Source organism: Sphingobium sp. RC1, assembly GCF_059738765.1.
In genome coordinates this window covers 1,802,746-1,820,958 of sequence record NZ_AP027306.1, presented here as the reverse complement: position 1 = coordinate 1,820,958, position 18,213 = coordinate 1,802,746, and the positions used below count along the sequence as shown (strand labels likewise).

At 60.2% G+C, this 18,213-nt stretch carries 19 protein-coding genes and 1 tRNA gene; 8 read left to right on the top strand and 12 right to left on the bottom strand.

Annotated elements, in window-relative coordinates; all coding sequences use genetic code 11:
* Positions 1 to 69: 69 nt before the first annotated feature.
* The gene (locus AC6JBC_RS08965; RefSeq protein WP_498023884.1) at positions 70 to 2,130 is read right to left on the bottom strand and encodes a transglycosylase domain-containing protein; all 2,061 of its coding nucleotides are present in this window, start codon (positions 2,128 to 2,130) and stop codon (positions 70 to 72) included.
* A gap of 108 nt (positions 2,131 to 2,238) precedes the next feature.
* Between AC6JBC_RS08965 and AC6JBC_RS08960 the strand changes: the two genes are divergently transcribed.
* On the top strand, positions 2,239 to 2,421 hold the full coding sequence (locus AC6JBC_RS08960; protein WP_464788981.1) for a hypothetical protein: 183 nt from the start codon (positions 2,239 to 2,241) through the stop codon (positions 2,419 to 2,421).
* A 7-nt stretch (positions 2,422 to 2,428) separates the two neighbouring features.
* Here AC6JBC_RS08960 and AC6JBC_RS08955 read toward each other — a convergent pair whose 3' ends face one another.
* Positions 2,429 to 3,724, bottom strand: coding sequence for an MFS transporter (locus AC6JBC_RS08955; RefSeq protein ID WP_464789161.1), 1,296 nt, complete (start codon positions 3,722 to 3,724; stop codon positions 2,429 to 2,431).
* 146 nt (positions 3,725 to 3,870) lie between these two features.
* On the opposite strand from AC6JBC_RS08955, the gene pgsA reads away from it, so the two are divergent.
* Genes pgsA through AC6JBC_RS08940 form a run of 3 tightly spaced genes read left to right on the top strand, consistent with a single transcriptional unit; the run spans position 3,871 to position 5,138 of the window.
* On the top strand, positions 3,871 to 4,434 hold the full coding sequence (gene pgsA, locus AC6JBC_RS08950) for a CDP-diacylglycerol--glycerol-3-phosphate 3-phosphatidyltransferase (RefSeq protein WP_498026038.1): 564 nt from the start codon (positions 3,871 to 3,873) through the stop codon (positions 4,432 to 4,434).
* Between the two features lie 3 nt (positions 4,435 to 4,437).
* Positions 4,438 to 4,698 carry a MoaD/ThiS family protein gene (locus AC6JBC_RS08945; protein ID WP_498023883.1) on the top strand — a complete coding sequence of 87 codons (261 nt, stop codon included), beginning with the start codon at positions 4,438 to 4,440 and terminating at the stop codon, positions 4,696 to 4,698.
* Positions 4,695 to 5,138 (top strand): molybdenum cofactor biosynthesis protein MoaE, encoded by a 444-nt coding sequence (locus AC6JBC_RS08940; RefSeq protein ID WP_498023882.1) that lies wholly within the window; start codon positions 4,695 to 4,697, stop codon positions 5,136 to 5,138. The genes AC6JBC_RS08945 and AC6JBC_RS08940 overlap by 4 nt, the downstream gene beginning before the upstream one ends.
* A 3-nt stretch (positions 5,139 to 5,141) precedes the next feature.
* Here the strand turns inward: AC6JBC_RS08940 and AC6JBC_RS08935 are convergent, their stop codons facing one another.
* Positions 5,142 to 6,068 (bottom strand): hydrogen peroxide-inducible genes activator, encoded by a 927-nt coding sequence (locus AC6JBC_RS08935; protein WP_498023881.1) that lies wholly within the window; start codon positions 6,066 to 6,068, stop codon positions 5,142 to 5,144.
* 39 nt (positions 6,069 to 6,107) lie between these two features.
* Entirely contained in the window at positions 6,108 to 6,881 is a 774-nt protein-coding gene (locus tag AC6JBC_RS08930) for a sulfite exporter TauE/SafE family protein (RefSeq protein WP_460987872.1), read from the bottom strand.
* 156 nt (positions 6,882 to 7,037) lie between these two features.
* On the opposite strand from AC6JBC_RS08930, the gene epsC reads away from it, so the two are divergent.
* The 3 genes from epsC (at position 7,038) to AC6JBC_RS08915 (ending at position 9,141) form a co-directional block, all read left to right on the top strand.
* Positions 7,038 to 7,760 (top strand): serine O-acetyltransferase EpsC, encoded by a 723-nt coding sequence (gene epsC / locus AC6JBC_RS08925; RefSeq protein WP_498023880.1) that lies wholly within the window; start codon positions 7,038 to 7,040, stop codon positions 7,758 to 7,760.
* Positions 7,760 to 8,104 carry a DUF2794 domain-containing protein gene (locus AC6JBC_RS08920; RefSeq protein ID WP_464802441.1) on the top strand — a complete coding sequence of 115 codons (345 nt, stop codon included), beginning with the start codon at positions 7,760 to 7,762 and terminating at the stop codon, positions 8,102 to 8,104. The genes epsC and AC6JBC_RS08920 overlap by 1 nt, the downstream gene beginning before the upstream one ends.
* Positions 8,105 to 8,196: 92 nt before the next feature.
* Entirely contained in the window at positions 8,197 to 9,141 is a 945-nt protein-coding gene (locus AC6JBC_RS08915) for an NAD(P)H-dependent flavin oxidoreductase (RefSeq protein ID WP_498023879.1), read from the top strand.
* On the opposite strand, the gene AC6JBC_RS08910 is transcribed toward AC6JBC_RS08915, so the two are convergent.
* A complete protein-coding gene (locus AC6JBC_RS08910) occupies positions 9,124 to 10,044 on the bottom strand; it encodes an alpha/beta fold hydrolase (RefSeq protein ID WP_498023878.1) in 921 nt (306 codons plus the stop codon). The two genes, AC6JBC_RS08915 and AC6JBC_RS08910, sit on opposite strands and share 18 nt — an antisense overlap.
* A 149-nt stretch (positions 10,045 to 10,193) precedes the next feature.
* Positions 10,194 to 12,158, bottom strand: coding sequence for a hybrid sensor histidine kinase/response regulator (locus tag AC6JBC_RS08905; protein ID WP_498023877.1), 1,965 nt, complete (start codon positions 12,156 to 12,158; stop codon positions 10,194 to 10,196).
* Between the two features lie 223 nt (positions 12,159 to 12,381).
* On the opposite strand from AC6JBC_RS08905, the gene AC6JBC_RS08900 reads away from it, so the two are divergent.
* Positions 12,382 to 12,455, top strand: a tRNA-Gly gene (locus AC6JBC_RS08900).
* An 8-nt stretch (positions 12,456 to 12,463) separates the two neighbouring features.
* Here the strand turns inward: AC6JBC_RS08900 and AC6JBC_RS08895 are convergent.
* The 6 genes from AC6JBC_RS08895 to cyoB are packed head-to-tail and all read right to left on the bottom strand — an operon-like array spanning position 12,464 to position 18,080.
* Positions 12,464 to 12,997 carry a response regulator transcription factor gene (locus AC6JBC_RS08895; protein ID WP_498023876.1) on the bottom strand — a complete coding sequence of 178 codons (534 nt, stop codon included), beginning with the start codon at positions 12,995 to 12,997 and terminating at the stop codon, positions 12,464 to 12,466.
* Positions 12,987 to 14,315, bottom strand: coding sequence for an ATP-binding protein (locus AC6JBC_RS08890; protein ID WP_498023875.1), 1,329 nt, complete (start codon positions 14,313 to 14,315; stop codon positions 12,987 to 12,989). Before AC6JBC_RS08890 ends, AC6JBC_RS08895 begins: the two co-directional genes overlap by 11 nt.
* Complete coding sequence (locus AC6JBC_RS08885) at positions 14,312 to 15,028, bottom strand: SURF1 family protein (RefSeq protein WP_498023874.1); 717 nt, start codon at positions 15,026 to 15,028, stop codon at positions 14,312 to 14,314. Before AC6JBC_RS08885 ends, AC6JBC_RS08890 begins: the two co-directional genes overlap by 4 nt.
* A complete protein-coding gene (gene cyoD, locus AC6JBC_RS08880; RefSeq protein WP_498023873.1) occupies positions 15,025 to 15,414 on the bottom strand; it encodes a cytochrome o ubiquinol oxidase subunit IV in 390 nt (129 codons plus the stop codon). Before cyoD ends, AC6JBC_RS08885 begins: the two co-directional genes overlap by 4 nt.
* Entirely contained in the window at positions 15,411 to 16,055 is a 645-nt protein-coding gene (gene cyoC, locus AC6JBC_RS08875; RefSeq protein ID WP_498023872.1) for a cytochrome o ubiquinol oxidase subunit III, read from the bottom strand. The genes cyoD and cyoC overlap by 4 nt, the downstream gene beginning before the upstream one ends.
* Positions 16,056 to 16,061: 6 nt before the next feature.
* Positions 16,062 to 18,080 carry a cytochrome o ubiquinol oxidase subunit I gene (cyoB, locus tag AC6JBC_RS08870; RefSeq protein WP_498023871.1) on the bottom strand — a complete coding sequence of 673 codons (2,019 nt, stop codon included), beginning with the start codon at positions 18,078 to 18,080 and terminating at the stop codon, positions 16,062 to 16,064.
* Positions 18,081 to 18,213: the final 133 nt, after the last annotated feature.

Below are 18,213 nucleotides of genomic sequence, written 5' to 3'. Positions count from 1 at the left end.
CTGCGGCATTGGCAGCATGTCGTCGCGCCGTGGCATGCCGCCAGCCCCCCCCCCCAGACGTCAATCACGTCAAGGTTCCTGGCCTCCATCGGTCGGCTGTGTCGGCACGATCCGCGGCGGCGGCGTAGCGGGGACGGGGGGGGAGGGCGGCGCTTCAGGCTGGCCGATGGGCAGGCGCAGTTGATTGGGGCCTATGTTGACCGAAACACCATTGTCATCGACACCCAGGCTCATATTACCCAGGCCTCCTTCCACCGTCACATTCGCGATTGCGTTGACGAGGTCGCTATCCTGTTGTTCGGGCGGTGTTTCGACAGGTTCGTTGATTGCTCCGGCCATGAAGTTTCGCCAGATGCGCGCAGGAACGCCGCCGCCTGCCGCGCCGCCGGGGAGCGGGGCATTATCGTCATTGCCGATCCAGACGGCCGTCACCAGCCCACCGGCATAACCGACGAAGATCGCGTCACGGCTATCCTGGGTGGTTCCCGTCTTGCCGAATGTGCTGGTGCGAAGTGCCGCTGCGCTGCCCGTTCCCCGGTTTGCGGCTGACGACAACAGGTCGCGGATCATCTCAAGCTGATCCTGGCTGAAATGACGCTGACGGCTCATCAGGCGGCCGAACCACCCCTGTTCTTCGGGAGGAAGGCCGTGGGCGATTACCGGATAGGCACCCGCAGCCACGGTGGCATAAGCCTGCGCGAGCTGGATTAGCGGAATTTCGGACGTGCCTAGCGCAAGGCTGAGATCTTCTGTCAGCGGTGCCGTGATGCCCAGGTCGCGCGCGACTTTAATGACAGCATCGACGCCCACTTTTTGCGTCAATCTGACTGCCGCCACATTGCTCGACGCCGCGAATGCCTGACGCAAGGTGATGCGGCCGCGATATTTGCCGCCGTGGTTGGCGGGCCGATAGGTCCCGCTGGTGATCGGCGTGTCCTCGATAAAATCCTCCGGCGTCATTCCGGATCGGAATGCGGCCAGATATACGAAGAGCTTGAAGGTCGATCCGGGCTGCCGCTTTGCTTGCACGGCCCGATTGAAGCTGCTCGCGCGATAATTTTTGCCGCCGACCATGGCCACCACGCTGCCATCGGGCTTCATCGCCACCAGAGCTGCTTCGGCTTGGCCTAGAGGCGCTCGGCGAATTGCGGCTTCGGCCAGGCGCTGGATCCGCCAGTCGAGCGTCGTTGGAACAGTCTGCGCTCCATAAACCGCGCCCGCGCGGTCTCGCGCCTCGGGCAGTACCCAGTCGGCGAAATAGGTGCCGGTCGTCGGATCCGGCGTTTCGCGCACGTCCAGCCGCGCTGGGCGCAGTCCGTTGCGTTCGGCCTTGCTGATATAGCCAGCGTCCACCATCGCCTGCGCCACCAGGGCGGCGCGCTCCCGTGCTCCTTTCAGGTTCGCGGTTGGCGCAAGGCGAGAGGGCGCCTTCAGCAATCCCGCGAGCATCGCGGCCTGCGGAATGGTGAGCCGTTCGGGCTGGCGGCTGAAATAGTGCAGCGAAGCTGCGCGCAATCCATAGACATTGTCGCCGAAATAAACGTTCGACAGATAACGTTCGAAAATCTGATCCTTGGTCAGCCATGCTTCCAGCCAGAAGGCGATCAGCGCCTCCCGCGCTTTTCGTCCGAACGTTCTGTCGCTGGAAAGGAACACACCCTTGGCAAGCTGCTGGGTGATGGTGCTCCCTCCCTGCGACGAACCGTCCGACCATAGATTGTGCCAGGCGGCTCGTACTATCCCTCGCGGATCGACGCCCCAGTGGCTGTAAAAGCGCCGGTCTTCGATCGCCATGAAGGCTTGAGGCACATGTTTGGGCAGATCTGCCATCGAAACGGGGCGATCGATTATCGCGCCGCGCCGGGCGATGAGATGGCCGTCGGCCGACATGAGGCTGACGCTTGGCGGCGCGATCGGCTTCAACGACCGCGAAAGTGGCGCGGTGACTGCCAGCCAGGCGATCACGACCATCAGCAGTGCGAGCAGTCCGGCGACGATCCATCCTATGGCATGCAGCCGCTTTCGCCATGGCGTGGATGGAGCGAAGGCGCTGGGTGGCCCTGCTCCGAACTCGCGGGGTGGCTGATCGGGCTGAGGCGCGGGCAGGGGATCTTTCATTGGCTCCAGCATGCTGTATTATCAGATTGATACAGTCAATAGCGTCCTGTCTCGGGACACTCTCGGGTTAACCACGATAATGGGTGGCCGAAATGGTGAATCAGGCGTTAACTCGATGCCATGCGAACGCGTCCGCTTATCCTTACGAACGAAGCTGCCCGCCATGCCTTTCGTCAGCGGCTGCCGCGTCACGTCCTGAAGGTGGAGGACGCTTCGGCCTCTACCTCGGACGAGAGCGACTGGAAGCTGTTTGTTCTGAGCTTCTGCGCATTCTTCACCGCCTTCTACAGCTTCATCTTCTGATCCGGCCTCAGTCGCAGGCTTTGTGAAGCGTCCATGCGATCCATGCGCAGGGGAGGCATAGCGCCGCCACCAGCAAAAGCTGGTCGATGACAGACATGCCTGCGATGCTCAGGCCAATTGCAAAAAATGATCCCAGAACCATGGCGCCTGAATTGACGATGTTGTTTGCGGCTACGGTGCGGGCAGCCTCGCACTTTTCGACCGTCGTCGTGAGGAATGCATAAAGCGGCACCACGAACATGCCGCCGAATGTCGCCACACCAAGCAGGCATGCCGATAATGCTAGCGCCAGGGGATGGGCAAGAAAGCCCTTGAGCGAGAGCATCGCGCCGCTTCCGTCAGGCGTCCATAGATCACATACAATGTGAAATGCGACGATGCACAGACCCATGCCAATGACGGATGCGGGTGCGTAACGCGCCGACACATGTCCCTGTAGCAGCCGGTTGATCGCGATCGACCCAATCGCGATGCCCACGGAAAAGATCGCCAGGAACAAGCTGGCCACTGACTTGTCCGCTGCCAGCACATTTTTGACGAGCGGCGGGAACTGGATGAACAGGATTGAGCCGACGGCCCAGAAGACGCTGATTGCCATGATGGCCAGATAGAGGCGCCGGATATGCATTGTACCCCGCACCAGCGCGATCGATGACCGGATGATGTGGAAGTCGATTGGCTGCCGCTCAAGCAATGAAGGCGCGGGCGGCACTTCTCGGCCTGCCACATAGCCGATCGCAGCTGTCACGACGATGCCGATGGCTGCGACCTCCACGGGAATTAAGCCCGCCAGGATCGTTCCGGCAAGGATGGCGATATAAGTTCCAGCCTCTACCAGGCCTGTGCCGCCAAGCACCTCGTCATCATGCAGATGTTGAGGCAGGATGGCGTATTTGATCGGGCCGAAGAAGGTGGAATGGACGCCCATCGCAAAGAGTGCGCAGAGCAACAGCGGAATGGCCACGCCATGGATCGCTATGCCGCTCCAGATCAGCCCCAGGCCAATGGCGCCAACCAGCATTATGGCGATCTCGGCTGCTTTTACATATCGTATGATGACGGCCTTGTCCCGCTGATCGGCGAGTTGGCCTGACAGCGCGGACAGGAGGAAAAATGGCAGGATGAATATGCCCGTCGCCAACGCGCTGAACCAGGTTTCCGACCGTTCGTCATTATAAACGCTGTACACGACGAACAGCACCATCGCATTTTTGAACAGGTTGTCGTTAAAGGCCCCGAGCAATTGAGTGACGAAAAGCGGCAGGAAACGTCGCTTGTTAAGGAGCCTGAGTGAGGCTTGCATAGGCAAGAAGGTCTTCTTCGCTGTGGACGAGCGGAGCGGGGTCTAGCGGCTGCCGCGTCGGCTGTCCAACGCATCCGAATGAGAAGCGGTCGAGGCCCTCATCACGGCTGCTTGTGCTACGCGGCGGACTGTGGCAGTCCGCCGCCATGCTGACGCTGCCCAATCTGCTGACGCTTTCGCGGATACTGACCGTCCCGTTGCTTGTCGCGTTGCTCTGGCCCGCAGAGGTCGGTGCTCGCTGGACGACCGGCTATGCCTTTGCCTTCGGGCTTTATTGCCTGATGGGCATTACCGATTATTTCGATGGCTATCTGGCGCGAGCCCAAGGGACCGTTTCGAAGCTGGGCGTCTTTCTGGACCCCATCGCCGACAAGATCATGGTTGGCGCAGTCATTCTGATGTTGGCCGCCACTCGCGACATCGCGGGTATTCACATCGCTGCCGCCATGATCATTCTGTTGCGCGAAATCGCCGTGTCGGGGCTGCGTGAGTTTCTGGCGGGTCTTCAGGTTTCGGTGCCGGTGTCCCGCCTGGCCAAGTGGAAAACCACCTTTCAGCTGATAGCCTTGGGCGCACTGATCCTGGCGGGCGCGGTGCCCGCATTTCCCTTGGTTCAGTCGCTGGGTATCGTGACCCTCTGGGCCGCAGCAATACTGACTTTGATCACCGGTTGGGACTATCTGCGGGTCGGTATCAAGCATATGGACTGATGCGTGGTTAAACTCGAAATCCTCTATTTCGCCTGGGTGCGAGAAATCATCGGCTGCGACGGTGAACAAGTCGATCGGCCCGCCGCCGACATGAGTGTCGCAAATCTGATTGCGCAGCTTGCGGAACGTGGAGGCCGCTATTCTGAAGCTTTGGGTGATACCGTGCGGCTGCGCGCAGCGTTGGATCAGCGCTTTGTGCCGCTCGAAACAGTGATCGGGCAAGCTAACGAGCTGGCGATCTTTCCCCCGGTCACTGGCGGATGAACTGTGTTTCCATCCAGCCGGAGGATTTCGACGTAGGCGCCGAGTTGGCGCTGCTGGAAGCTGCGGGAGGCGGGGGTGTTGCCAGTTTCACAGGGGTTGTGCGCGGCGACAACGCGCTGGTTTCGCTCGAGCTTCAGCATTATCCGGCGATGACGGCAGCTCAGGTCGAGCGGATAGTCGATGAAGCGACCGCGCGTTGGCCGCTTTTGGCCGTGCGCGTGATTCATCGCTTTGGAAAGCTCAATCCAGGCGAACACATCGTTTTTGTCGGCACGGCATCGCGACATAGGGCGGCCGCGCTGGAAAGCTGCGCCTTCCTGATCGATTGGCTGAAGTCTGACGCGCCCTTCTGGAAGAAGGAGCATTTTGCCGATAGGGCAGCCTCCTGGGTGGAGGCGCGCGTTCAGGATGAGGCGAAGGCGCGCGGCTGGACCCGCTGAAGATCAGGCGGCTACACTGGATTGCGGTAAATCGGCGGCATCGCGCAGAAGCTCGGCGAGCAGACGAAATTCCTTTTCCCTCGGACTATTCTTGCGCCAGACCAGAGCAATGTCACGGTGCGATCGGTCGGATCGCAGAGGCCGTACGGCGATCTGGGTGTGATCCAATATTCCGCCCGTAATGGCCATTTCCGGCATGATCGTCATACCAAGGCCATTATCGACCATCTGAACCAGCGTATGGAGGGAGGTGCCCATCATCATCGCGCTCGAACGGATTTCGGGGCGGTTGCACGCGGCAAGAGCATGGTCCTTCAGGCAATGACCATCTTCCAGTAAAAGCAGCTTCGTCTCATCGATCATGTCCGGCGCCACCCACTCGGGCGGGTCGCGGGGATCGTCTTGAGGAAATGCGACATATAGCCGGTCCTGGAACAGAATCTCGCTGTCCAACTCCCCGGTGGGAAAGGGCAGGGCAAGGAGTACACAGTCCACGTTGCCGTGACGAAGTGACTCGATCGCGGTCTGCGTCGTCTCCTCCCGGAGGTAAAGCTTGAGTTCGGGCCTATCCGCCCGCAAGCGGGGGAGCAGGCGAGGTAGCAGGAAAGGCGCGATTGTCGGGATGACGCTCATGCGCAACTCGCCGGTGAGCGGCTTGCCCGAGGCTTCGGCGATAGCCGCAAGTTCCTCCGCTTCGCGCAGAACGCGATGCGCTTTCTCCACGATACGGTCGCCCAGAGCCGTGAAGCGCACCACCCTTCGCGTCCGTTCAACCAGCGTCACGCCGATCAGCGATTCCAGTTCGCGGATACCCGCCGAAAGCGTTGATTGCGTGACATAGCAGCTGTCGGCTGCCTTGCCGAAATGCCCGTGCTGCTTAAGCGCAACAAGATATTGCAGCTGTTTCAGCGTAGGCATGTAACTCGACATCGATCGCCTTTCTCGATTAGAAAGCCGAAGATAAGAGCGTCAGCCGATATATCCAAGCCATTTGGCTACGCCGAACAGCGACGTAAGCGTCAGGATTGTGCCAACCGCTGTGAATAGCATCCGAGGTGCGACGTGACGGGCAAGCATCGCGCCAAAGGGTGCCGCGACTATTCCTCCGAGTAACAGGCCGACGGTGTAGGTCGTAAAGGCCTGCCAGCCCAGATGAAGGATGAATGTCAGGCTGATCGCCAGCGTCAGAACGAACTCGACGGTGTTGACCGTGCCGATCGTGTGGCGCGGACTGGACCCTTGAATCAGAAGATTGGAAGTGACGATCGGCCCCCAGCCGCCGCCGCCCGAGGCATCCATGAAACCGCCGACGAGGCCAAGTGGTGCCACCCACTTCGGGTCTCGTGGATGGGGTGGCAGATGAAAGCCGCGCCAGATCAGATAAACGCCGATTGCGGTCAGGTAGAGTTGAACGAAAGGCTTGATCACTGATCCGTCGATGTTTGAAAGAATGTAGGCTCCTGTCACGCCGCCAATGACGCCGGGAATGATGAGGCGTGAAAATAGCCGCCAATCCACGTTCCGATGGGCGATGTGGCTTATGGCCGAGACAGCGGTCGTGAAAGTTTCGGCGGCGTGTACGCTGGCGGATGCTCTGCTTGGCGGCACGCCCAATGCTAAAAGCAGGGTGCTGGAAATCACGCCGTACGCCATTCCCAAAGCCCCATCGATCATTTGGGCTCCAAAACCGATCAGGATAAAGGGTAGAAGTTCGCTGAGATGAGCGAGGATGGGATCGGTCATTCAAAGGCCCCTGTTGATTGTCTACCGCATTGCTTGGTATATCATAGCTCTCCAAGAAACATTCTGTTTTATGGTCAGAAGCCGAAATAGCCACGCATCTGGAAAATGGATTATCGCAGGCCTATGTAGTAGCCTTCGGTTTTCAGGGGCCGCTGCATGCTGCGCAATCTTATTGGCTATTTGGACTCGGTCAAATCGCGTGACCCGGCTCCGCGCTCGCGGGCTGAAATCCTCCTGTACCCGGGGGTCTGGGCTCTTGGGTTTCATCGCGTGGCGCACAGCCTCTACGGCCTTCGGCTCTATTTCATGGCGCGCGCGGTCAATCATTTTTCCCGCTTTCTCACCGGCAACGACATCCATCCCGGTGCGCGCATCGGCAAGCGGTTCTTCATTGATCATGGCTTCACAGTGATTGGTGAAACGGCTGAAATCGGTGACGATGTCACTCTTTATCAGAATGTGACACTTGGCGGGACCGACCCTGCGAACGGCATTGCAGGCAAGCGGCACCCGACCCTGGCCGATGGAGTTATCGTTGGATCGGGCGCTCAGGTGCTTGGGCCTGTTCATGTCGGCGCGCGCGCGCGCGTGGGTGCTAACGCAGTGGTCACGAAAAATGTGCCCGACGGCGCAACCATGGTCGGTATTCCGGCTCGGCAAATGGTCGTCGATGTGACCGCTTATCAGCGCGAATTCCTGCCCTATGGCACCCCCTGTAGCGATTGCCATGATCCGGAAAAATATAAGCTGGAACAGCTTCAGCAGGAAATCGAGCAGTTACAGAAGCGTCTGGCAGAGCTGCTGGAGCAGCGGCAGGAAGGGGCTCATGAATCCCCTGATGATGATATCCCCTTGTTCCAGGAGCGTGGTCGCGCCTGATGAGCAATGTGACCCCGTTCCCATCTCAAGCCAATCCGATGGGACAGACGGGGTTCGACCGACTGGAATTGCAACGCATCATGGATCTTTACGGCCGGATGGTGTCCGCCGGTCATTGGCGGGACTATGCGATCGATCTCGGTCATGATGCAGCAGTTTTTTCCGCCTTTCGACGGGCCGCCGAACGCCCGGAATATCGCATCGAGAAGCGGCCTTCGCTTCGTCACCGGCAAGGAATGTGGGCGCTGATCGGGGAGGCCGGGGGCATTTTAAAACGAGGTGCTGAACTTCAGGGCATTCTTGCGCCCGTCGAACGCAGATTGCTTAAGATTGTGCGGGATTAGCGCTGTTTCTGATTGCGAGTGTCCGATATCGCGAAGACCAAAGGTGGCAGCCGATAAGGGGTGCCAGAGCCAACGACGAATAAGGCCGATTGATGACTTTGCCGAAGCTGCTTGAAGATCGTTTAACCTTGCCGCTGATAGCGTCTCCGATGTTCATCGTGTCCCGGCCCGCGCTTGTGATCGCTCAATGTCGCGCTGGCATTGTGGGCTCATTTCCTTCGCTCAACGCACGGCCTTCAGGCGTGTTCGAAGAGTGGCTTCAACTTCTCCGCCGGGAACTGACTGAGGATGATGCGCCTTTCGCGGTCAACCTTATCGTCCATAAGACAAATGCCCGGTTGGAGGAGGACCTAGCTCTCTGCGTGAAATATCGCGTTCCGATCGTGATTACCTCGCTGGGCGCTCGCGCCGACGTCAACGAAGCGGTCCACAGCTATGGTGGCCTTGTGTTCCACGATGTCATCAACAACATGTTCGCGAGGAAGGCGATCGAAAAGGGGGCGGACGGCCTGATTGCGGTTGCCGCAGGGGCAGGGGGCCATGCGGGCACATTGTCGCCGTTCGCGCTGGTGGAAGAAATCCGCGCATGGTTTGATGGCCCTTTGATCCTGTCAGGGGCGATCGCAACCGGCCGAGCGATTGCGGCCGCCCGCATGATGGGGGCTGATCTGGCCTATATGGGCTCTGCTTTCATCGCGACGGAAGAAGCGAATGCCGACCCCAAATATAAGCAGATGATCGTAGACAGTAGCGCCACCGACATCGTCTATTCGGATCACTTCACTGGCGTGCATGGCAATTATCTGAGACCTAGCATTACAGCAGCCGGGCTGGACCCTGACAAGCTGACGAATGCCGCCGACATGGATATCGCCGCTATGGCCGAAGATGAGAAAAAGGCCTGGCGCGACATTTGGGGGGCGGGCCAAGGCATAGGCGCGGTCGAGAAAATTCAGCCCGCCGCTTCGTTCATAGAGCAATTGAAGGCGCAGTACATTGTTGCCATTACATCCTTCCAATCAAAGGAAGGCGCGTAGTTCTGCAAGGAATGCGTCAAACCGGTCGTGGTGTAACCAATGTCCGGCTTCACCAAATTCCACCAGTCGCGCATCACGGAAGTGCGCTGCCCTGCCGTCATTCACGGGATTCGATGCCCAACTGTCCAGACCCAAGCAAAGGAGTACTGGGCAGTGAACCCGCGACCAGAACTGCGGTAGATCATCTCCAACCATGTCTTGCGGCGGCGTTTGGCGAAGATATGGATCGAACTTCCAATCATAGCTGCCATCTTCATTTCGGTTCACGCCATGAACCGTCAGATGCAGCGCCTGTTCTCCTGACAGGTGATCGTTCCGTTCCCGCATGCGCGCGACTGCCGCTTCGAGCGTGGGATAGTGACGAGGCTGCTTGCGAGCGCTCGCGCGGCGCTGCTCGATCCATTCGCGCCAGCGATCGGGTGCGGGATAGGCTGCCTTGTCCTTAAGCCTCTCCGGGGAGAGGCCCAGCCCCTCGATTGCGACCAGGCGGTCGATGCGCTCCGGGAAGAGGCCTGCGTAGCGCAAGGCTATTGATCCGCCCAACGAATGGCCCACCAGAACAACCTTGTCCCGCCCTACCTGCTCCACAAGCTGGGCGAGGTCGTAGACGAAGTCCGCCGTCAAATAGGTGCCCTCGGTAGACCAGGCGCTGTCGCCATGGCCCCGAAGATCAGGAGCCACGACATGGAAGTCCCGCGCAAGTGCCCGAGCCGTCCAATCCCAACTACGCGCATGATCGAGGGCGCCGTGCAACAGGATCAATGTGGGCGCGGAGCGGTTTCCCCAATCGACATAATGCAGGCGAGTGCGCAGTGAAGTGAAGAAATGCGATGTCGGGCTTAAGGTGGCGACGTTGTCCGGACATTCGCCAAGCGGACTGGCAAAATCTGGGGTGATATTCATGTCCTGGGGCGCACTCCGCGATTCTGGACGGCCAGCATCATAACTTAGTCATTATAGCAGCATTTTTGAGAAAATTGATGGCGATAGTGAGCAGGGTTCTCGCCCTTGGCGTGCCAAAGTGGGAGACGCCGAAGAAATGATTGGGTCGGTCAAAAACCTTCTGATCGCCCAAACGGAATCACCCGGTCAGCGGCCCGATCATGATCGGCCAAGGCCACCATGCGCGCTAGATCGGCCTGTTTGAACGGCTTGTCGAGCCTCAGCCGTTTTGTGGCGCCAGGGGGCAGTTCGGCATATCCCGTGATGATGATGACGGGCAAGCCGGGATGGCTTTCAGTCAGGGCGTCTGCCAGTTGCGCTCCCGTCATATGAGGCATTGCATGGTCGGTGATGACAAGATCAACGTCACCCTCGGTCAGCATTCGTAGAGCATCCGCTCCTGACCCTGCCTGAAACACGGTATGTCCCAATTCCTCGAGCATGCCCGCCGTGTTTGTGAGAACCAAGTCATCGTCATCGACCGCCAATATGACGAGCGGCTGATCTGTGGGCTCAACGATGGTCAGGCTCTGGCGCTCGTCTTCCTTCGCGTCAATCTCATCAGCAGCCACTGGAAGCCAGAGCGAGACAATCGAGCCCCGTCCCGGCTCGCTTGAGATGATCAGCGACCCGCCGCACTGCTGGGCAAAGCCGTGGACCATGGAAAGGCCGAGGCCGGTGCCCTTGCCTACGCCTTTGGTGGTGAAGAACGGTTCGCGAGCCCGGGCGAGGGTATGTTCATCCATGCCCTCCCCCTCGTCGATGACCGAAAGGCGGACATAATGACCACAGGGCAGATCAGGCCGTTGTTCCGCAGTAAGATGAGCCTCGGCACCTTCGACAATGATCCGGCCGCCACCCGGCATCGCATCGCGGGCGTTTACAGCAAGGTTCAGCAGCGCCAGTTCCAGCTGCGCCGGGTCTGCATGCGCGGCGCTGAGGGACAGGGGGAAACGGGTCTCTATTGTCACAGTGGAACCCAAGGTCGATTTCAGCAGCCCGGCCATGTTTCGCACCAGGGCGATGCAATCGATGCTGGCCAGTTTCAACTCCTGGCGGCGGGCAAAGGCCAGCATGCGCTGGGTCAAGATGGCCCCGCGATCGGCCGCCGTCATCGCATTGTCGATATAGCGCGAAATGTCGGCTCCGGTTTGCAGCCGCTGCCTTGCAAGGTCCAGGCTTCCCATGATGACGGCGAGCAGGTTGTTGAAATCATGAGCGACCCCGCCCGTCAGCTTGCCGATCGCGTCCATCTTCTGCGACTGAAAAATGGCTTCGCGCGCTTCTTCGAGTGCCAGTTGAGATTCCCGCCGCTCGGTCAGATCGCGCGTGATCTTGGCGAAGCCTATGAGGTGGCCCATGGAGTTGCGAATGGCGTCGATGACGACGTTGGCCCAGAAGCGCGACCCGTCCTTGCGAATGCGCCATCCTTCCGCTTCGAACCGTCCTTCTCGGGTCGCCGTTTCAAGAGCGCGGGAGGGTATTCCGGCCATCCGGTCTTCTTCCGAATAGAAGCGGGAAAAATTCTGACCGAGTATCTCGTCTGCGGTGTATCCCTTGAATCGTTCTGCGCCTGCGTTCCAGCTTGTGATGGTGCCCACCGGGTCGAGCATATAAATCGCATAGTCGGTGACGCTTTCCACCAGCAGGCGGAAGCGCTCCTCGCTTGCCTTGAGCGCTTCTTCGGCAGTGCGCCGTTCCGTGAGGTCGCGCGTCACCTTGGCAAAGCCGATCAACTTGCCTGCGGAGTCGCGGATGGGGTCGATGACGACGCTTGCCCAAAAGCGCCCGCCATCCTTGCGCACGCGCCATCCTTCGGCTTCGAACCGCCCTTCATGCTCCGCAGTTTCGAGCGCAAGGGCTGGAATGCCCGCCGCCTGATCTTCCGGGGTGTAGAAGCGGGAGAAATGTTGGCCGACAATCTCTTCGGCCTCATATCCCTTGAACCGGCGCGCTCCTGCGTTCCAACTAACGATCGTGCCATTGGTTGAGAGCATGTAGATCGCGTAATCAGTAACGCTCTGGACAAGCAGTTCGAAGCGGTTTCCAGAGTCCTCCGGCGCCGCCGTGTTCATAAGTTCCCCATTAAGTTATTGTATCTTCTGAAAACTGCCAAACACCCCGAACGGTTCATCGTTCCGCCGGTGAACCGTCAATCTGTCGCTCAGCCCATATCGCCCTATTAACTAACGCATATTTTTGAGGGGTTTGGGGAGAAGAGCCTATGCGGGGAGCTTTTGGCGGGGCAGAGGGAGATCGTTGACCTTCCCCGGATCAGCCGCTAATCCCGGCGGCGTTGCGGGTGTAGCTCAATGGCAGAGCAGAAGCTTCCCAAGCTTACGACGAGGGTTCGATTCCCTTCACCCGCTCCATTCTTACATCAGCCGACCTGCCGCTTGGCCAGCTTTCGTGCCAACGTCCGGCGATGCATGCCGAGGCGGCGCGCTGCTTCGGATATGTTGAATTCGCTGTCCTTCAAAACCTCATGAATATGCTCCCATTCGAGGGTCTTGATCGATGTCGGACGTGGGGCGAGCGGGGTCGATGGGTCGCCAGTCGATCGGGCGAATGCTGCTTCGATGTCATCCGTGTTTGAGGGCTTGGCGAGATAATGCGACGCGCCGAGCTTGATCGCTTCGACAGCGGTCGCGATGCTGGCGAAGCCGGTCAGGACGACGATCAGCATGTCGGGATCATGGGCATGAAGTGTCTGGACGCAAACCAGGCCGGACTCAGATGCAAGCTTAAGATCGACTACTGCATAGTGGGGACGGTGCTTCTCGAGCACACCGAGAAGAGTGGCATGGTTGTCAGCGGTCAGGACCTGATAACCGCGCCGTTCAAAAGAGCGCTTGAGCGTTCTGGCGAAGGCTTCGTCATCCTCGACAAGGACCAGCAGTCGGTCATCCTCCATGGGGCAACTCCTCTTCGAAGGCGACCGTGCTGAGCGGGAGGCGGAGCAGGATGAGCGCGCCGCCGTCCGCGCCGTTGCTGGCGGAGACGTTGCCGCCGAGTTTTCGGACGACGTTGACGACGAGGAAGAGGCCGAGGCCGCTGCCTTGCTTGCCTTTGCTGGAGCGGTAGGGTTTGCCGAAATCGGCGAGCATTTGTTCGCTGAAGCCCTTGCCATTGTCGCGGACGGCGATGTTGAGCGAGTTGCTGTCCCGCCCGACGAGCAGGTCGATGTAGGTGGCGCCAGCTTCGCGGGCATTGTCGAGGAGGTTTGTGATGGCTTGGCGGATGACGGGATCGGCGATGATGCGGGGATAATCGTGGGGGCCAAAATCGCAGCGGAGGGGGATGGTCGGGTTGGGGGAACGCCAGCTTTGGGCGATTTCAAGAATGAAATCGCGAATTGGCGTGATTTTTGGAGCTTCGCCTCGGGCTTCTCCTGAGGAAATGAGAATGCCTGTCAATATCTGTTTGCAGCGCTGGACGGCGGCCTGCATTTCCTCGACCTCTTCGAGCAGGGACGGGTGCGCCTTGATTTCGGGCATGTGGCGCCAGTCGCCTAGCACGACGGCCAGTTGGGAGAGGGGAGTGCCCAGTTCATGAGCGGCTCCGGAGGCGAGGAGGCCCATGCGGACGATATGTTCTTCCTCCGCCGCCTGCTGGCGTAGTTGGGCGAGATAGGCTTCGCGGGCCTGGAGGTTTCGCGTTACCCGGCTCATGAAAAGGACCAGCAGCACCGCGATCATGGCGAGGCAGATCCAGGTGCCGAGGATGTGCAGGTCGAAGAGGCGCCCCTCCAGCGCATCGGTAAGCTCCAGCGGCCGATAGACGAGAGACAGCATCGCCGCGCAGAGCAGCGACAGGAGGACGATGCCCCAGATGCTCCAACGATCAAGCAGCACCGCGCCCAGCGCCACCTGAAGCAGGTAGAGCGCGATGAAGGGATTGGTCGCGCCGCCGCTGAGATACAGTTGGGTTGTCAGCAAGAGAACGTCGAAGACGAGCGCCAGGAACAGTTCGATATGCGCAACGTCGGTACGGCGGCGCAGCGTAGCAAAGGTGGCGACATTCACCGCTGCCCCGATCGAGGCAACCAGCAGCATGGCGGCGACAGGCAAGCTGATCCCCATGCCCCAATGTACGAAGAGGATCGTCGCGACCTGCCCCGCGATCGCGATCCAGCGAAGCTGGGCGAGCAGCGCCATATTCTTGCGCCCGGCCGCGTCCGCTGGCCATTGGCTGGGCAGCAGGCGGGCGCCGGTGGACAGCCACCGCTTCAAGACCGTCTTTCCTTCCATTCATGGCGCATGACGAAGATGTAGGCGCCAGCCGCCATCGCCGCCAGCGCGAACCATGTGAGGGCGTAGGAAAGATGGCTGTTGGGGAAGGTAAGGACGGTCAGGCCGCCTATGGGAAGGGATGGTGGCGGGCCGCTGCGTTCGGCATCAATGAAATAATTGGCGACCGGCGCGCGAAGTTGGCGCGCGGCGACGACGGCGGCAACGTCGCGTGAATACCAGCGATTTGCGGCCGGATCGTTAGAGCGCAGGAAGCCGCGGCCCGGTTCGCTGAGGCGCATCAGGCCGGTCACGCGGACTTGGCCAGCTGGTCTGGAAAAGCGGGTGCGGGCTTCCGGCGGTACGAAGCCCCGGTTGACGAGCAGCGTGAAGCCGCGATCGGTGAGGAGCGGGGTCAGTACCCAGAAGCCTGCGCCCCGCGCCGTTGAAGCCTGCACCAGCGTGGAGCGGTCATGCAGGAAATGGCCGGTCGCGATCACCCGGCGATAGGCGTCATCGTCGCTGGCTGAAGGGGGCGCCGGGACAGGCGCGGCGTGGACCCGGCTTTCGACCTTTTCGATCAGGTCGCGCTTCCATGCCAGGCGATGCACTTGCCAGACGCCAAGACTGACCAGCCCCGCGACCGCCAGGGCGGCGGCGACCGTAAAGCCGATCAGGAACCCCGCCGACCGGCGGCGGGGTAGGTCGGCGGTCACGGCATCTGGCTCATGTCATGCACGCTCATATCCATCTGCGGCATCATATTATGGTTGAGATGATACATGACCCAGATCGATCCCGACAGGGTGATGACGACCAGCACGATCGTGAAGATCAGCGCCAGCATCGTCCAGCCCCCTTCGGAACGGGTGTTCATGTGCAGGAAGTAGATCATGTGAACGATGATCTGGACTACCGCAAAGCCAAGGATGGTGAAGGCGGTCAGCTGCGGATCGCCCAGCACCCCGGTCATGACGAGCCAGAAGGGAATGGCTGTCAGGATGACCGACAGGCCGAACCCGATCATGTAGCTGCCGAAGGTGCCATGGGCAGGGGCCTGCCCATGATGATCGTCGTGATGGCTGTGGTCGTGCGCGCTCATCGCAGCATCCCCATGAGATAGACGAAGGTGAAGACGCCGATCCAGACGACGTCGAGGAAATGCCAGAACATGGACAGGCACATGAGGCGGCGCTGATTGGCGGGGATCAGGCCCTTCTTTGCGACCTGCACCATCAGCGTCACCAGCCAGATGGTGCCGAAGGTGACGTGGAGGCCGTGCGTGCCTACCAGCGTGAAGAAGGCGGACAGGAAGCCCGAGCGCATCGGGGTTGCGCCTTCATGGATGAGATGCGCGAACTCGAAAAGCTCGATCGACAGGAAGGCGAGGCCGAACAGGCCGGTGATCGCCAGCCAGCCCTGCGTTGCGGCGACCCGGTTCTTTTCCATCGCCAGCATGGCAAAGCCATAGGTGATGGACGAAAAGAGCAGCATCGCGGTGTTGAGCGCGACGAGCGGGAGGTCGAACAGATCCTTTGGGCTCGGCCCCGCCGCATAACTGCCGCCCAGCACCGCATAGGTGGCGAACAGGCAGGCGAAGATGAGGCAGTCGCTCATCAGGTAGATCCAAAAGCCCAGCATGGTGCTGGAGCCTTCCGGATGGTGGGGCTCATGTTCCAGATGGAAGAGCGGGTTGCCGTCCTTGTCGAGGAAAGCGGCGTCTATAGTGGGTGCGCTTGCCATGTGCTGTTAGCCCTGCATCGCGAGCTGGCGCGTGCGCTCGCCTTCCGTGCGCTCCACCACATCCTTGGGGATGTAGAAGTCGCGCTTGTAGTTGAAGGTGTGAGCGATCGTGACGGCTAGGATACCGATGAAGCTCAACCCCGCGAGCCACCACATGTACCAGATCATGCCGACGCCGAAGGCCACTGACAGGCCCGCGATGATCACGCCGGTGCCGTTGTTGCTGGGCATGTGGATGGCTTCATAGCCCGAGAGAGGCCGCTGATAGCCGCGCTTCTTCATGTCCGCCCATGCATCGCCATCATGGATGACGGGGGTGAAGGCAAAGTTATAGTCCGGCGGGGGCGAACTGGTCGCCCATTCGAGCGTGCGGCCGTCCCAGGGATCGCCGGTCGTGTCGCGCAGCTTGTCGCGGTTGATGATGCTGACGGCGAACTGGATGAACATGCAGGCGATGCCGGCCGCGATCATCAAGGCGCCCAAGGCAGCGATCTGGAACCAGATCTGCAAGCTGGGATCATCGAACACGCGCATGCGGCGGGTAACGCCCATCAGGCCCAAGATATAGAGCGGCATGAAAGCGACCCAGAAGCCCACGACCCACAGCCAGAAGCTGTACACGCCCCATTTGCGGTCGAGCTTGAACCCGAACGCCTTGGGCCACCAATAGTTGATCGCCGCGAACAGGCCGAACAGCACGCCGCCAATGATGACATTGTGGAAGTGCGCGATCAGGAATAGCGAGTTGTGCAGCACGAAGTCGGCTGGCGGCACCGCGAGCAGCACGCCGGTCATGCCGCCGACCACGAAGGTCAGCATGAAGGCGACCGTCCACATCATCGGCAGCTCGAAACGGATGCGGCCGCGATACATGGTGAAGAGCCAGTTGAAGAGCTTGGCCCCGGTCGGGATGGAGATGACCATCGTCGTGATGCCGAAGAAGCTGTTGACGCTGGCCCCCGACCCCATGGTGAAGAAATGGTGCAGCCAGACGAGATAGCTCAGGATCGCGATGACGACCGTCGCATAGACCATTGATGAATAGCCGAAGAGGCGCTTGCTGGAGAAGGTAGAGGTGACTTCGCTGAACACACCGAACAGTGGCAGGATGAGGATGTAAACCTCCGGATGGCCCCATATCCAGATGAGGTTCACGTACATCATGGGGTTGCCGCCCATGTCGTTGGTGAAGAAGGCCGTGCCGACATAACGGTCGAGGCTGAGCAGCGCGAGAACGGCGGTCAGCACCGGGAAGGCCGCGACGATGAGGATGTTCGAGCAGAGCGAGGTCCAGACGAAGATCGGCAGCTTCATCATGCTCATGCCGGGCGCGCGCATCTTCACGATGGTGGCGATGAGATTGACGCCGGATAAGAGGGTGCCGATGCCTGCGACTTGCAGGCCCCAGATATAGTAATCGACGCCGACGCCGGGGCTGTAGGCTATGCCCGATAGCGGCGGATAGGCGAGCCAGCCTGTGCGGGCGAACTCACCGACGAACAGCGACATCATGGTGATGACGGCGCCCGCTGTGGTCATCCAGAAGCTGAAATTATTGAGGAAGGGGAAGCTGACGTCGCGCGCGCCGATTTGCAGCGGGACCATATAGTTCATGATCCCGGTGATCATCGGCATCGCGACGAAGAAGATCATGATCACGCCGTGCGCCGTGAAGATCTGATCGTAGTGATGGGCGTTCAGATAGCCTTCGGAGCCGTTGAAGGCCCAAGCCTGTTGCAGGCGCATCATGAGCGCATCGGCAAAGCCGCGCAGGAACATGATGAGGCCCAGGATCATGTACATGATGCCGATGCGCTTGTGATCGACGGTCGTGAACCAGTCGCGCCACAGCATGCCCCAGAGGCGATATTTGGTGACGAGGCCAAGGATAGCGATGCCGCCGATTACGACCGCGACGAAGGTGCCCATGACGATCGGTTCGTGGATCGGGACGGCGCTCCAGTCGAGGCGGCCGAAGATCAGTTTCCAGATGCCGCTGTTTTCGGATGCGGGATGAGGGGACATGGGGGTCAGGGCCTTGGGAGGGAGGGGGAGGAGATTATCTTAAGCCCCTCCCCTTGAGGGGAGGGGTTGGGGTGGGGATTGGCCGGATAATGCGGCGCTTGGGGCGCTCCCCCACCCCCGGCCCCTCCCCTGA

Coding starts and splice junctions, on each gene's coding strand:
- cyoC (WP_498023872.1), bottom strand. CDS start 16,055: ATGGCAAGCGCACCCACTATAGACGCCGCTTTCCTCGACAAGGACGGC.
- AC6JBC_RS08905 (WP_498023877.1), bottom strand. CDS start 12,158: ATGAACACGGCGGCGCCGGAGGACTCTGGAAACCGCTTCGAACTGCTT.
- AC6JBC_RS08920 (WP_464802441.1), top strand. CDS start 7,760: ATGAGCAATGTGACCCCGTTCCCATCTCAAGCCAATCCGATGGGACAG.
- AC6JBC_RS08895 (WP_498023876.1), bottom strand. CDS start 12,997: ATGGAGGATGACCGACTGCTGGTCCTTGTCGAGGATGACGAAGCCTTC.
- AC6JBC_RS08910 (WP_498023878.1), bottom strand. CDS start 10,044: ATGAATATCACCCCAGATTTTGCCAGTCCGCTTGGCGAATGTCCGGAC.
- AC6JBC_RS08955 (WP_464789161.1), bottom strand. CDS start 3,724: ATGCAAGCCTCACTCAGGCTCCTTAACAAGCGACGTTTCCTGCCGCTT.
- cyoB (WP_498023871.1), bottom strand. CDS start 18,080: ATGTCCCCTCATCCCGCATCCGAAAACAGCGGCATCTGGAAACTGATC.
- AC6JBC_RS08930 (WP_460987872.1), bottom strand. CDS start 6,881: ATGACCGATCCCATCCTCGCTCATCTCAGCGAACTTCTACCCTTTATC.
- AC6JBC_RS08960 (WP_464788981.1), top strand. CDS start 2,239: ATGCGAACGCGTCCGCTTATCCTTACGAACGAAGCTGCCCGCCATGCC.
- AC6JBC_RS08940 (WP_498023882.1), top strand. CDS start 4,695: ATGAACTGTGTTTCCATCCAGCCGGAGGATTTCGACGTAGGCGCCGAG.
- AC6JBC_RS08935 (WP_498023881.1), bottom strand. CDS start 6,068: ATGTCGAGTTACATGCCTACGCTGAAACAGCTGCAATATCTTGTTGCG.
- pgsA (WP_498026038.1), top strand. CDS start 3,871: ATGCTGACGCTGCCCAATCTGCTGACGCTTTCGCGGATACTGACCGTC.
- AC6JBC_RS08915 (WP_498023879.1), top strand. CDS start 8,197: ATGACTTTGCCGAAGCTGCTTGAAGATCGTTTAACCTTGCCGCTGATA.
- cyoD (WP_498023873.1), bottom strand. CDS start 15,414: ATGAGCGCGCACGACCACAGCCATCACGACGATCATCATGGGCAGGCC.
- epsC (WP_498023880.1), top strand. CDS start 7,038: ATGCTGCGCAATCTTATTGGCTATTTGGACTCGGTCAAATCGCGTGAC.
- AC6JBC_RS08965 (WP_498023884.1), bottom strand. CDS start 2,130: ATGCTGGAGCCAATGAAAGATCCCCTGCCCGCGCCTCAGCCCGATCAG.